Below are 12546 nucleotides of genomic sequence, written 5' to 3'. Positions count from 1 at the left end.
ATGTCGCAGTTCTTCCAGATCCATCCGACCACGCCGCAAGGGCGCTTGATTCGCCAGGCGGCGGAGATCATTCGCGCCGGCGGCCTGGTCGCGCTGCCTACCGATTCCTGCTATGCGCTCGCCTGCCATCTGGACGACAAATCGGCCGTCGAGCGCCTGCGCCGTGTGCGCGGCATCGACGAGAAGCACCACCTCACGCTGATGTGCCGGGACCTTTCCGAACTGGCCACGTTTGCGCGCGTCGACAACAAGCAGTACCGCGTGTTGAAGGCGGCGACGCCGGGGCCCTTCGTTTTCCTGCTGGAGGCCACCAAGGAGGTGCCGCGCCGGCTCTCGCACCCGTCGCGCAAGACCATTGGCCTACGCGTACCCGAACACGCGATTCCTCTGGCGCTGATGGCCGAACTGGGTGAGCCGCTGCTTTCCGCCACGCTGCAACTGCCCGGCGACGACGAACCGCTCAACGAGGCCGAGGCCATTCGGGATCGGCTCGAAAAGCAGCTCGAACTCGTCATCGACGGCGGCCCGGCCCCGGCCGAACCCACCACCGTCATCGACCTGACCGGCGGCGAGCCCGAACTCGTGCGACAGGGGCGGGGCGATCCGGCCCGCGTGGGCCTGTAGGCGAGCCCTTGGCGCGTGTTCCGGTGGCGCCGTGCTGCGGCGCGCGCTTGCTACAATAGGCCGCCTATGGACCCCACACTGATCCAGAACATCGCGGTTTACGCGATTCCCGTCCTGTTTGCCATCACGCTGCATGAGGCGGCGCATGGCTATGTCGCCAAGCATTTCGGCGACGATACCGCCTATGTCATGGGCCGCGTCAGCATCAATCCGCTGAGGCACATCGATCCCATCGGTACGATTGCGATGCCGCTGCTGCTGTATTTCGCAACCCAGGGCGCTTTCGTTTTCGGCTATGCCAAGCCGGTACCGGTGCGCTTCGGCCGCCTGCGCGATCCGCGCTGGCATGGCATGTGGGTGGCGCTGGCGGGGCCCGCCACCAATTTTGTCCAAGCGATCCTCTGGGGCGTACTGGCGGTGCTGTTCGCGGTGGGCGGCGTGAACGAGCCGTTCCTGGTCGGCATGGCGCGCGCCGGCATTCTTGTCAATATGGTGATGGCGGCGTTCAACATGTTTCCGCTGCCGCCGCTCGATGGCGGGCGCGTGCTGGCCGCATTCCTGCCGCCAAGGATGGCGCTGGGTCTGTCGCGCATTGAACCGTTCGGCTTCTTCATCGTGATGGCGTTGATCATTTCCAACGTCATCACCAACGTCTGGATGCGCCCGATCATGGCGCTGTTGTTTCAAGTGCTGCAGTGGATTCTGAGTCCGCTGCAGATGCTGTTTTCCTGAGTCTTCAACTCCATTTCCCACATGTTTCCTGACCGCGTTCTCTCCGGCATGCGTCCGACCGGTGCTCTGCACCTGGGGCATTACCACGGCGTCCTGAAAAACTGGGTTCGGCTGCAGGCCGAATACCCGTGTTTCTTCTTCGTCGCCGACTGGCATGCGCTGACCACGCACTACGAGTCGCCCGAGGTGATCGAGGAGTCGGTGTGGGAAATGCTGATCGACTGGCTCGCTGCCGGCGTCGATCCGACGCAGTCCACACTGTTCATCCAGAGCCGTGTGCCCGAGCACGCCGAGCTGTTCCTGCTGCTCTCGATGGGCACGCCGCTGGGCTGGCTTGAACGCGTGCCGACGTACAAGGATCAGATCGAGAAGCTCAAGGAGAAGGATCTGTCCACCTACGGCTTCCTCGGCTATCCGCTGCTGCAGGCCGCTGACATCCTGATCTATCGCGCTGGCTTCGTGCCGGTGGGCGAAGACCAAGTGCCGCACGTCGAGATGACGCGCGAAGTTGCCCGCCGCTTCAACTATCTGTACGGACGCGAACCAGGCTTCGAAGAGAAGGCGCTCGAGGCGGCCAAGAAGCTGGGCGGCAAGCGCGCCAAGCTGTATCTGGAGCTGCGCACTGCCTACCAGGAGCGTGGCGAAGACGAAGCCCTGGAGCAGGCCCGCGCACTGCTGGCCGAATCGCAGAGTCTCTCGATGGGCGACCGCGAACGCTTGTTCGGCTACCTGGAAGGTTCCCGCAAGATCATCCTGCCCGAGCCGCAAGTGCTGCTGACCGAGGCATCGCGCATGCCCGGTCTCGACGGCCAGAAGATGTCCAAGTCGTACGGCAATACGATCCGCATGCGCGAGGACAAGGAAACCGTCGAGAAAAAGGTTCGCACCATGCCGACCGACCCGGCCCGCGTGCGCCGCACCGATCCGGGCGACCCGGACAAGTGCCCGGTCTGGCAATTGCACCAGGTCTATTCCGACGCCGACACGAAGGCGTGGGTGCAGAAGGGCTGCCGCAGTGCCGGCATTGGCTGCCTGGAATGCAAGCAGCCCGTGATCGAGGGCATCCTGCGCGAACAGCAGCCGATGCTCGAGCGCGCCCAGAAATACCTGGACGATCCGTCACTGCTGCGCGCCATCATCGCCGACGGCTGCGACAACGCCCGCAAGGTCACGCAAGAGACCATGCGGGAGGTGCGCGAGGCGATGGGCCTGTCGTACAGCTGATGGGCCGTTGATGTCTGCAGTCGCATTGGATCCGCACGCGCTCGCTGCGCCGTCGCCGTGGGTGGCGCGTTGGGCGGCTGAACTGCCGCCCGGAGCCTCCGTGCTGGATGTGGCTTGCGGCAGTGGCCGCCACGTGCGCTGGCTGGCCGCACGCGGCTTGCGCCTGACGGGCATCGACCGCGATGCGGCAGCGCTTTCGGGGCTCTCGGGCATTGCCGAAACCATCGTCGCCGATGTCGAAGGCGGCCCGTGGCCGTTGCCTGCGGGGGCCACTTTCGATGCCGTCGTTGTCACGAATTACCTGCACCGACCGCTCTGGCCGCACTTGGTGGCGGCCGTCGCGCCGGGCGGCCGGCTGATCTACGAAACTTTTGCCGTCGGAAACGAAACCGTCGGGAAGCCGTCCAATCCGGCATTCCTGCTGGCACCGGGCGAACTGCTCGATGCCGTGCGAGGCCATCTGCGGGTGATTGGCTACGAAGACGGTTTTGTCGCATCGCCCCGGGACGCTTACGTGCAGCGGGTTTGCGCGGTTCGCCAGCCTGCTGGTGCGGTTGCGCCGCGCTACGCACTTTGAAGTTGCTGAGGATGGCGGCTTACCCGTCTCTTGGCGGGTCTCAGATGTGGCGAATCCGTTCTGACGATCCGGTACAATCCGACTGTTTACGTTCACGCTTTTGTCTGCTTTCGAAACCATGATCCAGATTTCCGGCAGTCTCGTCGCCATCGTCACGCCCATGCACGAGGACGGCAGCCTTGACTTTCCGTCCCTGCGCAAGCTCATCGACTGGCACATCGCCGAAGGCACCGACGGCATCGTGATCGTCGGCACCAGCGGTGAATCCCCGACGGTGTCGGTGGAAGAACACCGAGAGCTGATCCGCGTGGCGGTCGAGCAGGCCAACAAGCGCATCCCCATCATCGCCGGCACCGGCGGCAACTCCACCACCGAGGCGGTCGAGTTGACGGCCTATGCCAAGCAAGTGGGCGCCGATGCCTCCCTGCAGGTCGTGCCGTACTACAACAAGCCGACGCAGGAAGGCATGTACCTGCACTTCCGCAAGGTGGCCGAGTCGGTGGATCTGCCGGTCATTCTGTACAACGTGCCGGGCCGCACGGTGGCCGATATGACGGTCGAAACCATGCTGCGTCTGGCCGAAGTGCCGGGCATCATCGGCGTGAAGGAGGCCACCGGCAACATCGATCGCGCTGCGCAGCTCATCAAGGGCGCACCGGCCTCGTTCAAGATTTACAGCGGGGATGATCCGACCGCTATCGCACTGATGCTGCTGGGTGGTCACGGCAACATTTCCGTGACGGCCAACGTGGCGCCGCGCGCCATGCACGAGCTGTGCGTCGCTGCCATGCGCGGCGACGTGGAAACGGCTCGCCGCATCCACATGCAACTGCTGTCGGTGCACAAGAATCTGTTCGTCGAGTCGAACCCGATTCCCGTCAAGTGGGCTCTTCAGGCCATGGGCAAGATGGAAGGCGGTATTCGCCTGCCGTTGACGCCGCTGGCACCCCAGTATCACGAGGTTGTGCGCGCATCCCTGAAGGATGCCGGGCTGCTCTCCTGATTGTTTCAAGGCGCTTCTCAGGCCCTTAAGCCATCGTTCTCATCTGAAGGATCGCAAGTCAATGAAACTGCACCAAACCCGTCGCGGGGCTGTGGCGACGTCCGCTCAACTGTTGCTGGCCGCGCTGTCGGTTGCCCTGATTTCCGGTTGCGATACCGTCAATGAGGCGATGCAGCCGGACCGCATCGATTACAAATCGCAGGCCAAGAAGGGCCCGACGCTTGAGGTCCCGCCCGACCTGACCGGTATCCAGGCTGACCGCCGCTACGCCGCACCGGACACGGGCACGACCACGCTGTCGGCCTACACGTCGACGGCACCCAAGGTCACGACGCCTGGCTCGGGCACTGAAAACGTCCTGCCTGCCGTGTCCGACATGCGTATCGAGCGCGATGGCAATCAGCGCTGGCTGGTTGTGAAGACCACGCCGGATGCCCTGTGGCCGCAATTGCGTACTTTCTGGCAAGAACTGGGCTTCCTGTTGGTGATCGACTCGCCCGAGACGGGCATCATGGAAACCGACTGGGCAGAAAACCGCGCGAAGATCCCGCAGGACATCATCCGCCGCACTGTCGGCAAGGTGTTCGATGGTTTGTACTCGACGTCGGAGCGCGACAAGTTCCGCACCCGTATCGAGAAGGGCCCGACCGGCACGGTCGAGATCTACATCTCGCACCGTGGCGCGCAGGAACAACTGGTCGGCTCGTCCAAAGATCAGACCGTGTGGACACCGCGTCCGGCCGATCCGGAACTCGAAGCCGAATTCCTCTCGCGCCTGATGCAGCGTCTGGGCGCCAGCAAGGAAGCCGCGCAGCAGAAGCTTGCACAAACGCAGGCGGCGCACCCGGTGCAAGATGGCACGAAGGCCGAGCCCGCCCCGCGTACCGGCCCGTCGCTGCTGACGCAATCGAACGGCCAGCCGGCCCTGCAGGTGCCGGAACCCTTTGACCGCGCCTGGCGTACCGTGGGTCTGGCACTGGACCGCGTGAACTTCACTGTGGATGACCGCGACCGTTCGCAAGGCGTGTACTTCGTCCGCTACGCTGACACGCGTGCCGAAGCCAACGCACCGGGCTTCTTCTCGCGCCTGTTCTCGGGCACGAAGATCGAAGACCTCAAGCGCGCCAAGCGTTACCGCGTGGTGGTGAAGGATGCCGGCACGTCGTCGACGGTGCTGGTGCAGAACGACGATGGCTCCGCGCAGACCGGCGACATCGGCAAGCGCATCCTGTCGTTGCTCGACGAGCAACTGCGGTAATCGGCGTTATGCAGTACGGCTGCCTGGGTGGGCGATGACACTGAGATTCGCCAGCCTTGGCAGCGGCAGTGAAGGGAATGCGCTGCTCGTCGAATCCGCTAGCGGAACGACGTGCACGCGCATCCTGCTGGATTGCGGATTCGGTATCCGCGAGACCGTGCGGCGGCTCGAACGCCTGGGCTGCACGCCGGAATCCCTCAGCGCCATCCTCGTCACGCACGAGCATAGCGACCACGTTGGCAGCGCCTATGCGGTTGCCGCCAAATTCAATATCCCCGTCTGGACCAGCCACGGCACGTATCGCGCCACAGAAAACCTGCGCGGCGCCGACCGTGCGGCCGTGCGTTTCTGCCGCGCCGACGATATATTCTGTGTCGGCGATTTGCAAATCTTGCCGTACACCGTGCCGCACGACGCGCGCGAGCCGTTGCAGTTCGTCTTCAACGACGGTGCGCGGCGCCTGGGCGTGCTGACCGACGCCGGCATGTCGACGGAATACCTCTGCGCCCATCTGGCGGGCATGCATGCCCTCGTGCTCGAATGCAATCACGACCGGGAGATGCTGGCCAATTCAGCCTATCCATGGTCTTTGAAGCGTCGTATCGGTGGGGATTTTGGCCACTTGGCCAATGACATTGCCGCCGCGATCCTCGCGCGAGTGCGCCACGACGCGTTGCATACGGTCGTGGCTGCGCATCTGTCCAAGCAGAACAACACGCCCTTATTGGCTGCTGAGGCGATTGCCCAGCCGCTGGGGGCTTGCGTTGAAGACGTGCCGATCGCGGATCAGGAAGAGGGCCTGCTTTGGCGCACCGTTTGAGGGCGGCAGGTCCGATCGACGCTGTCTGTAAGATTCAGAAACAACTTTAAATGGCGGATGGGCGTTGCCGTTGCTGCTCGCATGCCGCTGCTTTAGTTTGCGCCCATGAAAAAAGCCGACCCGAAGGTCGGCTTTTTGTCTCGCGAGAAACGCGATTATTGCTTGGCAGCCGGAGCCGAAGCGTCAGCAGCCGGAGCCGAAGCAGCAGCGTCCGAAGCAGCCGGGGCAGCCGGAGCTGCAGCAGCGTCCGAAGCAGCCGGAGCGGCCGGAGCAGCAGCGGCCGGAGCCGAAGCTTCCGGAGCAGCAGCCGGAGCAGCAGCTTCTTCCTTCTTACCGCAAGCAGCCAGAGCCACAGCAGCCATCAGCGAGGCGATCAGGAGAGACTTTTTCATTTTTTCGATCCTTAAACTGAATATGGAAAGCGAACAACAGAAAGGGCGATGAATAATTACCGGTAATTATCGCTCTGGTACTACACCTTCTTCTGTGCCGGCAGCCAAGCGCAAGGGCCCCTTGGCTGCAAGCTAGCGTCGGATTATAGCGACCTTTACCTACCCTGTGTAGCTGAGTCGGGCCTGATGCACCCACGATTCAGACGCTTTTGTAACGATCTGTTTCAACGCGGAGTCATCGTTGCGCGGGTCCAGCCAGCCTCAACCAGCCTTCTTCGTACCATGCGTGCAGCGTATCCATGAGATCCGGCAAGCCGGCCGCCGCCTCGACGGACGCAGCGCTCGCACGCCGCGCGTCCGCCAACGCGGAGAGCCACGCAAGCAGCGTTCCCGAGGGCTCAAACGTATCGCCGTTGATCCAGAAGCGTTGCGCGTCATAGAGCGCCTGCGTACGTGCGTCGAGCACGATGCCTTCCTTGCGCGCACGGGCCGTGAAACGAGCGAGCGGCAGGCGCGGCTGCGTGACAAAGTCGACGTGATCCTTCGGTTCGGAAAGGTACGCGCCGAGGAATTCTCCGACGAGTTCAGGCGTCCAGCGCAACGCGTTGAGCTTTTGGGCAAGCGCCTTGACCATGGCCGCCGGCAGTTCGCCGGGGCGGTCGGTGGGTTTTTGTTCGGGGTCGGCGTAGCGGCCCTCGAAGTTAGGGTCGTCTTCCAGCGTTTGCGACAGGAAGCCCAGGAAGTGGCCGGCCAGTTCGCGGTACGACGGTGAGCGGAAACCGACCGAGTAGGTCATGCAGTCGCCCTCGGCCACGCCGTCGTGTGCGTAGTGCGGGGGGAGGTACAGCATGTCGCCGGGCTCGAGCACGAATTCCTCTTCGGGCTGGAAATTGGCGAGGATCTTGAGCGGAAGATCCGGCACGAGCGTGAGATCGTCCTGGGCGGAGATGCGCCAGCGGCGTTTGCCGTGGGCCTGCAGCAGGAACACATCGTACGAATCGAAGTGCGGGCCGACACCGCCGCCGTCGGTGGCGAAGCTGATCATCACGTCATCGAGCCGCGCGTCGGGAATGAATCGAAAGCGCTGCATGAGCGCTTCGACTGCCGGCTCGACGAGGTTAGCGCCCTGCACCAGTACCGACCAGTTGCGCGTCTTGCGCGAAGGCAGGGGGCGTTCGTCGAAGGGGCCGTGGTTGAACGACCAGCGCCCGCGCGATTGCGCGATCAGGCGGGACTCAACATCGGGGCGCTCGGCCAAGGCGAGTACACGTTCGGGCGACAGCGGAAAGTGCAGCGCACGCATCTCTTCGGGGGAAAGCGCCTGACGGATCAGCAGAGGCTTCTTCTGCCAGTGCGTGCGCATGAAATCGCGCGGGGACAGCCCGCCGAGGAGTTGCGCCGGACGCTCCGCCGGAAGAGCGGGTTGGACGCCGCCCTCGGCAGCGTATAATGAGACTTCGTTCATGGAGTGCGCAATTGAAAATCGCGAAGAATACGGTGGTGTCGGTGGCTTACAAACTGTCCGACGCGCAGGGCAACGTCATCGAGGAATCCGATGAGCCGATGGTGTATTTGCACGGCGGCTATGATGGCACGTTCCCCAAGATCGAGGAAGCGCTGGACGGCCAGGAGCAAGGCTTCGAGACCAAGCTGCAGCTTGAACCGGACGACGCCTTCGGTGACTACGATCAAGAGTTGATCAAGATCGAGCCGCGCGATCGCTTTCCGGAGCCGCTCGAAGTCGGCATGCAGTTCGAGGGCGTGCCTGAAGATGGCGAAGAGGAAGACGCCATCGTCTACACCGTCACCGACGTGGCGGAAGACAAGGTTGTGCTGGACGGCAATCACCCGCTGGCCGGCATGGCGCTGCGCTTCGAGCTGAAGGTGATTGAAGTGCGCGAAGCCACGGCTGAAGAAATCGAGCATGGCCACGTGCACGGTGAAAACGGTCTTGAAGTGGTGGACGAGGACGAGGACGATAAGCCGCACACGCTGCACTGATCGGCAGGTCCATCGAGATACGAGAACGGGAGCTTCGGCTCCCGTTTTTTTATTGCGCCGGCGCCGGCGTGATTTCCGGTACCGGGGTGGGGGTGTTGTCGAGGCGGCGGCTGCGGATATGGAACAGCGGCGTGCGGCCCGGCGTGACGGACACTTCCAGCCAGCGATCGAGCACCGGTGAGCCATAGGTCCGTGCGCGCATGACGTGCGAGTCCGGGCGGCCGTCTTCGTCATTGAGCGGGCGGTCGAGGGTGAAGGTCTGGCTGGCACCGTGGATGAGTAGGACGGCGCCGTCGTAGTCGCGCGTGAGTGTTCGCAACTGGCGCTTGAGTGCCAGGTAGCCGTCATGCGAGCGGCGACGCAGCAAGCCGTCGAACAGGTTGAGCGCGCGGCGCCGTTCCCACCCGTCTTCGAAGAGCGGATCGGCCTGCATCATGATGACCACGCCGGCCATCTTGCGTTGGCGCGCGACGGCAAAGGCGCGCGCGAGCCATTGGCGATTGGCTTCGAGGCGATCTTCGTATTCGCCGTTGCGCCCGCCCGCGATCTTGTAGTTGTTGTTGTCGCCGGGCACGTTGAGGGTGACGAACAGCACATTGCTCATCGTCCAGCGCGTGTTTTCGCGGTAGCTGCGGAACTTGGCCTGGTCGGACTGGCGCATGACAGTCATGGTGCGCTGGCCGAGCGAGTTGTCGTCGGGGTAGAACAACTCGCGCAGGCGCAACAGGCGTTCCACCGGGTCGAAGCTGCCGGCGGCGGGGCGCTGACAGTCGCTCCAGTCGTGGTCGCCCGGGATGTAGATGACGGGCGCGATCAGGCTGTCGAGCAGGTCGTGCCGGGCTTCGAGCAGCGTGTCGGAGCACGGTTCATCGCGGCCCTTGAGGTTGCCCAGGTGGACGACGAAGGCCGGGTGTTCGGCGTCGATGGCGTCCAGCAGCGCGCGCGCGGGGGCGATATCTTCCGCGCGTTCGGGCACGTTGCCGATCACCGTGAAGGTGAAGGCGGCCGGCGCGTCAGTTGCAGGCTTCGCACCTTTTGGCGCGGCTGGCGCAGCCGCCGGCAGCAGCATCGCCAACGTCATGGCAATGCATTGAAGCGTGCGGGAAGCTGCGCCGGGCCGGGTCATCGGAATCAGGCGGACGGGCTCGCCAGCGCCTTGAGCCGGTACAGCGCGTCGAGCGCTTCACGCGGTGTCATGTCGTCGGGGTTGATTCCGTCGAGCGCATCCGTCAGCGCGCTGCCAGGGGCTTCGGCATTGTCTTCGTCTTCGATGGGCGTATCGGCGGCGAGTGCGAACAGGTCGAGCTGAGGCGTGGCGCCGGTGTCGGCGGAATGCTGCTCCAGCCAGGCCAGCCGCTTGCGCGCGGCGCGAATGACCGGTTGCGGCACGCCCGCCAGTTGCGCGACCTGCAGGCCGTAGCTTTGGCTTGCCGGACCTTCCTGCACGGCATGCAGGAAAACGATGCCGTCACCATGTTCGACTGCGGAGAGATGCACGTTGGCGGCCTGTGCAAACTCCTGCGGCAGCTGCGTCAGCTCGAAATAGTGCGTGGCGAACAGCGTGTGGCTGCGATTGTGCGACAGCAAGTGGCGCGCAATCGCCCAGGCGAGCGCCAAGCCATCAAACGTGCTCGTGCCGCGCCCGATTTCGTCCATCAACACCAGGCTGTTGGGTGTTGCCCGGTGCAGGATGGCAGCAGCTTCGGTCATTTCAACCATGAAGGTCGAACGCCCGCCGGCCAGATCGTCGGCCGCGCCGATGCGCGTGAAGATGCGGTCGATCGGGCCGATGACCGCGGCTTCCGCCGGTACAAACGCGCCCACATAAGCGAGCAGCACAACCAATGCGGTCTGGCGCATGAAGGTCGACTTACCACCCATGTTCGGGCCCGTGATCAGCAGCAGCTTGCGCGCGTCTTGCAGCACGCAGTCATTGGCGACGAACTGTTCGACTTGTTGTTCGACCACCGGATGGCGTGCGCGCGTCAGCTCAATGCCGGGGGCATCTGTCAGCATCGGGCGCGACCACGACAGCGCATGCGCACGCTCGGCGAGCGTTGCGAGCACATCCGCCTGCGCCAGCGCGGCGGCAATGCGCTTGAACTCGGCCAGATGCGGCAGCAGCTTCTGCAGCAGTTCTTCATAGAGGAGCTTTTCGCGCGACAGCGCGCGGTCCTGCGCCGACAGGGCCTTGTCTTCAAACGCCTTCAGCTCGGGCGTGATGTATCGCTCGGCGTTCTTCAGCGTCTGGCGGCGGCGGTAGTCATCGGGCACCTTGGCGGCCTGGCCATTGGTGACCTCGATGTAGAAGCCGTGCACGCGGTTGTACTCGACGCGCAGGTTGGCGATGCCGGTGCGCTCGCGCTCGCGGGCCTCCAGATCGACCAGGAACTGGCCGCAGTTTTCGGAGATGTCGCGCAGCTCATCGAGGTCCGCGTCGTAGCCGCGGGCGATGACGCCGCCGTCGCGCACCATCGCTGCCGGTTCTGCCATCACGGCGCTCTGGAGCAGGGCGTGGGCGTCTTCGGGCAGGGTGAGCGCGGCGTACAGCTCGGCTAGCAGCGGTGCAGCATCGCTCTGCGGCAGCTCTTCGCGGATCTCGGGCAGGCGCGCGAGCGTATCGCGCAAGGACGACAGATCACGCGGGCGCGCCGACAGCAGCGCCAGTCGCCCGGTAATGCGCTCCACATCCGACAGCGTGCGCAGCGTCGTACGCAACGCTTGCCAATCGCTGCCGAGCAGCACCTCGATCGCCTGCTGCCGCGCTTGCGGCACTGCGCGATCCCGCAGCGGATGATGCAGCCAGTGGCGCAGCAGGCGGCTGCCCATGCTGGTCGCACAGGTGTCGAGCAGCGAGAACAGCGTGGGCGATTCCTGCCCACGCAGCGTCTCGGTCAGCTCCAGGTTGCGGCGCGTGGCGGTGTCCAGGCCGATGAATTCGCTTTCATGCTCGACGGTCAGGCCGATCACGTGACGTAGCGATTGCCCTTGCGTGGCTGCTGCGTAATTCAGCAGCGCGCCGGCAGCCGCCAGCGCGGCCGTCAATGTTTCCGCACCAAAGGCGACGAGGCTCGCCACGCCGAGTTGTTCGCGCAGGCGGCGGGTGCCGGCTTCCACGTCGAAGTGCCAATCGGGCAAACGCGTGCGGGCAACATCCACCTGGATGGTGCTCAGCGTTGCATCGTCGGCCAGCACTTCGGCGGGGCGGATACGTTCGAGTTCGCGGTCGAGCTGGTCGGGGCTGCACTCCATCACGCGCAGTTCGCCGCCGACGAGGTTGAGCCACGCGAGGCCAATCAGCGGCGCTGTGCCACGCTTGCCCGGCAGATGCGCAATGGCCAGCAGATGATTGTTGACCTTATCGGACAGCAGCGCTGCATCCGTCAATGTGCCGGGCGTGACGACGCGTACGACCTTGCGCTCGACCGGTCCCTTGGTCGTGGCAGGGTCCCCAATCTGCTCGCAGATGGCAACGGATTCGCCCAGCTTGACCAGCTTGGCAAGGTATTGCTCGGCAGCGTGGAACGGGATGCCCGCCATGCGGATCGGATGCCCGTTGGAACTGCCGCGCGCGGTGAGCGTGATATCGAGCAGGCGCGAGGCTTTTTCGGCATCTTCAAAGAACAGCTCGTAGAAGTCGCCCATGCGATAGAAGACGAGCGTGTTCGGATGCCCCGATTTGAGCCGCAGATACTGCTGCATCATCGGCGTGTGCTTGCTTAAATCCTGCTCCGCAAAGTCTTGAGTTTTTTGGCTAACTGCCTGTGAACCCTTTCTGGATATGGGTTCTTGGGCAATGCCCGAGTTTTCTTGGATAACGTCTACACTCATCTTCGCTCGCCTACACTTGGCGTTTCAGCGTAGCTTTTTCGCGTATCATGCCCCGATTCCTACGCCGACCCTTCGGGGTGGTGT

The 12546-nt window shown here is 64.0% G+C and carries 12 protein-coding genes; 8 read left to right on the top strand and 4 right to left on the bottom strand.

Translation table 11 applies throughout. The features are described from left to right. From R2N16_RS05490 to R2N16_RS05460, 7 genes are all read left to right on the top strand, one after another. Nucleotides 1-624 (top strand): L-threonylcarbamoyladenylate synthase, encoded by a 624-nt coding sequence (locus R2N16_RS05490; RefSeq protein WP_316664549.1) that lies wholly within the window; start codon nucleotides 1-3, stop codon nucleotides 622-624. Between the two features lie 66 nt (nucleotides 625-690). After that, on the top strand, nucleotides 691-1356 hold the full coding sequence (locus R2N16_RS05485; RefSeq protein WP_316664548.1) for a site-2 protease family protein: 666 nt from the start codon (nucleotides 691-693) through the stop codon (nucleotides 1354-1356). Between the two features lie 21 nt (nucleotides 1357-1377). Further along, nucleotides 1378-2580, top strand: coding sequence for a tryptophan--tRNA ligase (locus tag R2N16_RS05480; protein WP_316664546.1), 1203 nt, complete (start codon nucleotides 1378-1380; stop codon nucleotides 2578-2580). 10 nt (nucleotides 2581-2590) lie between these two features. Beyond that, nucleotides 2591-3157 (top strand): class I SAM-dependent methyltransferase, encoded by a 567-nt coding sequence (locus R2N16_RS05475; protein ID WP_316664545.1) that lies wholly within the window; start codon nucleotides 2591-2593, stop codon nucleotides 3155-3157. Nucleotides 3158-3275: 118 nt separating this feature from the next. Then, nucleotides 3276-4160 carry a 4-hydroxy-tetrahydrodipicolinate synthase gene (dapA, locus tag R2N16_RS05470; RefSeq protein WP_316664544.1) on the top strand — a complete coding sequence of 295 codons (885 nt, stop codon included), beginning with the start codon at nucleotides 3276-3278 and terminating at the stop codon, nucleotides 4158-4160. 61 nt (nucleotides 4161-4221) lie between these two features. Continuing rightward, the gene (bamC, locus tag R2N16_RS05465) at nucleotides 4222-5418 is read left to right on the top strand and encodes an NlpB/DapX family lipoprotein (protein WP_316664542.1); all 1197 of its coding nucleotides are present in this window, start codon (nucleotides 4222-4224) and stop codon (nucleotides 5416-5418) included. 34 nt (nucleotides 5419-5452) lie between these two features. Further along, entirely contained in the window at nucleotides 5453-6238 is a 786-nt protein-coding gene (locus R2N16_RS05460; protein ID WP_316664541.1) for an MBL fold metallo-hydrolase, read from the top strand. Nucleotides 6239-6393: 155 nt separating this feature from the next. Here R2N16_RS05460 and R2N16_RS05455 read toward each other — a convergent pair whose 3' ends face one another. Further along, a complete protein-coding gene (locus R2N16_RS05455; protein WP_316664540.1) occupies nucleotides 6394-6630 on the bottom strand; it encodes a hypothetical protein in 237 nt (78 codons plus the stop codon). 235 nt (nucleotides 6631-6865) lie between these two features. Then, nucleotides 6866-8095: a ribosomal protein uL16 3-hydroxylase gene (locus R2N16_RS05450; protein ID WP_316664538.1), complete on the bottom strand. Its 1230-nt coding sequence runs from the start codon at nucleotides 8093-8095 to the stop codon at nucleotides 6866-6868. An 11-nt stretch (nucleotides 8096-8106) separates the two neighbouring features. Between R2N16_RS05450 and R2N16_RS05445 the strand changes: the two genes are divergently transcribed. Further along, entirely contained in the window at nucleotides 8107-8631 is a 525-nt protein-coding gene (locus R2N16_RS05445) for an FKBP-type peptidyl-prolyl cis-trans isomerase (RefSeq protein ID WP_316664537.1), read from the top strand. 49 nt (nucleotides 8632-8680) lie between these two features. On the opposite strand, the gene R2N16_RS05440 is transcribed toward R2N16_RS05445, so the two are convergent. After that, the gene (locus tag R2N16_RS05440; RefSeq protein ID WP_316664536.1) at nucleotides 8681-9757 is read right to left on the bottom strand and encodes a metallophosphoesterase family protein; all 1077 of its coding nucleotides are present in this window, start codon (nucleotides 9755-9757) and stop codon (nucleotides 8681-8683) included. Nucleotides 9758-9762: 5 nt separating this feature from the next. After that, nucleotides 9763-12336, bottom strand: a complete 2574-nt coding sequence (gene mutS / locus R2N16_RS05435) for a DNA mismatch repair protein MutS (RefSeq protein ID WP_428984090.1) — start codon at nucleotides 12334-12336, stop codon at nucleotides 9763-9765. Nucleotides 12337-12546: the final 210 nt, after the last annotated feature.

Origin of the sequence: Ralstonia psammae (genome assembly GCF_958405935.1) — a bacterium.
GTDB classification, from domain to species: Bacteria; Pseudomonadota; Gammaproteobacteria; order Burkholderiales; family Burkholderiaceae; genus Ralstonia; species Ralstonia psammae.
Note: the sequence above shows the minus strand (reverse complement) of the source record. Positions and strands in the feature narration are given on the sequence as shown.

Coding starts and splice junctions, on each gene's coding strand:
- R2N16_RS05490 (WP_316664549.1), top strand. CDS start 1: ATGTCGCAGTTCTTCCAGATCCATCCGACCACGCCGCAAGGGCGCTTG.
- R2N16_RS05485 (WP_316664548.1), top strand. CDS start 691: ATGGACCCCACACTGATCCAGAACATCGCGGTTTACGCGATTCCCGTC.
- R2N16_RS05480 (WP_316664546.1), top strand. CDS start 1,378: ATGTTTCCTGACCGCGTTCTCTCCGGCATGCGTCCGACCGGTGCTCTG.
- R2N16_RS05475 (WP_316664545.1), top strand. CDS start 2,591: ATGTCTGCAGTCGCATTGGATCCGCACGCGCTCGCTGCGCCGTCGCCG.
- dapA (WP_316664544.1), top strand. CDS start 3,276: ATGATCCAGATTTCCGGCAGTCTCGTCGCCATCGTCACGCCCATGCAC.
- bamC (WP_316664542.1), top strand. CDS start 4,222: ATGAAACTGCACCAAACCCGTCGCGGGGCTGTGGCGACGTCCGCTCAA.
- R2N16_RS05460 (WP_316664541.1), top strand. CDS start 5,453: ATGACACTGAGATTCGCCAGCCTTGGCAGCGGCAGTGAAGGGAATGCG.
- R2N16_RS05455 (WP_316664540.1), bottom strand. CDS start 6,630: ATGAAAAAGTCTCTCCTGATCGCCTCGCTGATGGCTGCTGTGGCTCTG.
- R2N16_RS05450 (WP_316664538.1), bottom strand. CDS start 8,095: ATGAACGAAGTCTCATTATACGCTGCCGAGGGCGGCGTCCAACCCGCT.
- R2N16_RS05440 (WP_316664536.1), bottom strand. CDS start 9,757: ATGACCCGGCCCGGCGCAGCTTCCCGCACGCTTCAATGCATTGCCATG.
- mutS (WP_428984090.1), bottom strand. CDS start 12,336: ATGATGCAGCAGTATCTGCGGCTCAAATCGGGGCATCCGAACACGCTC.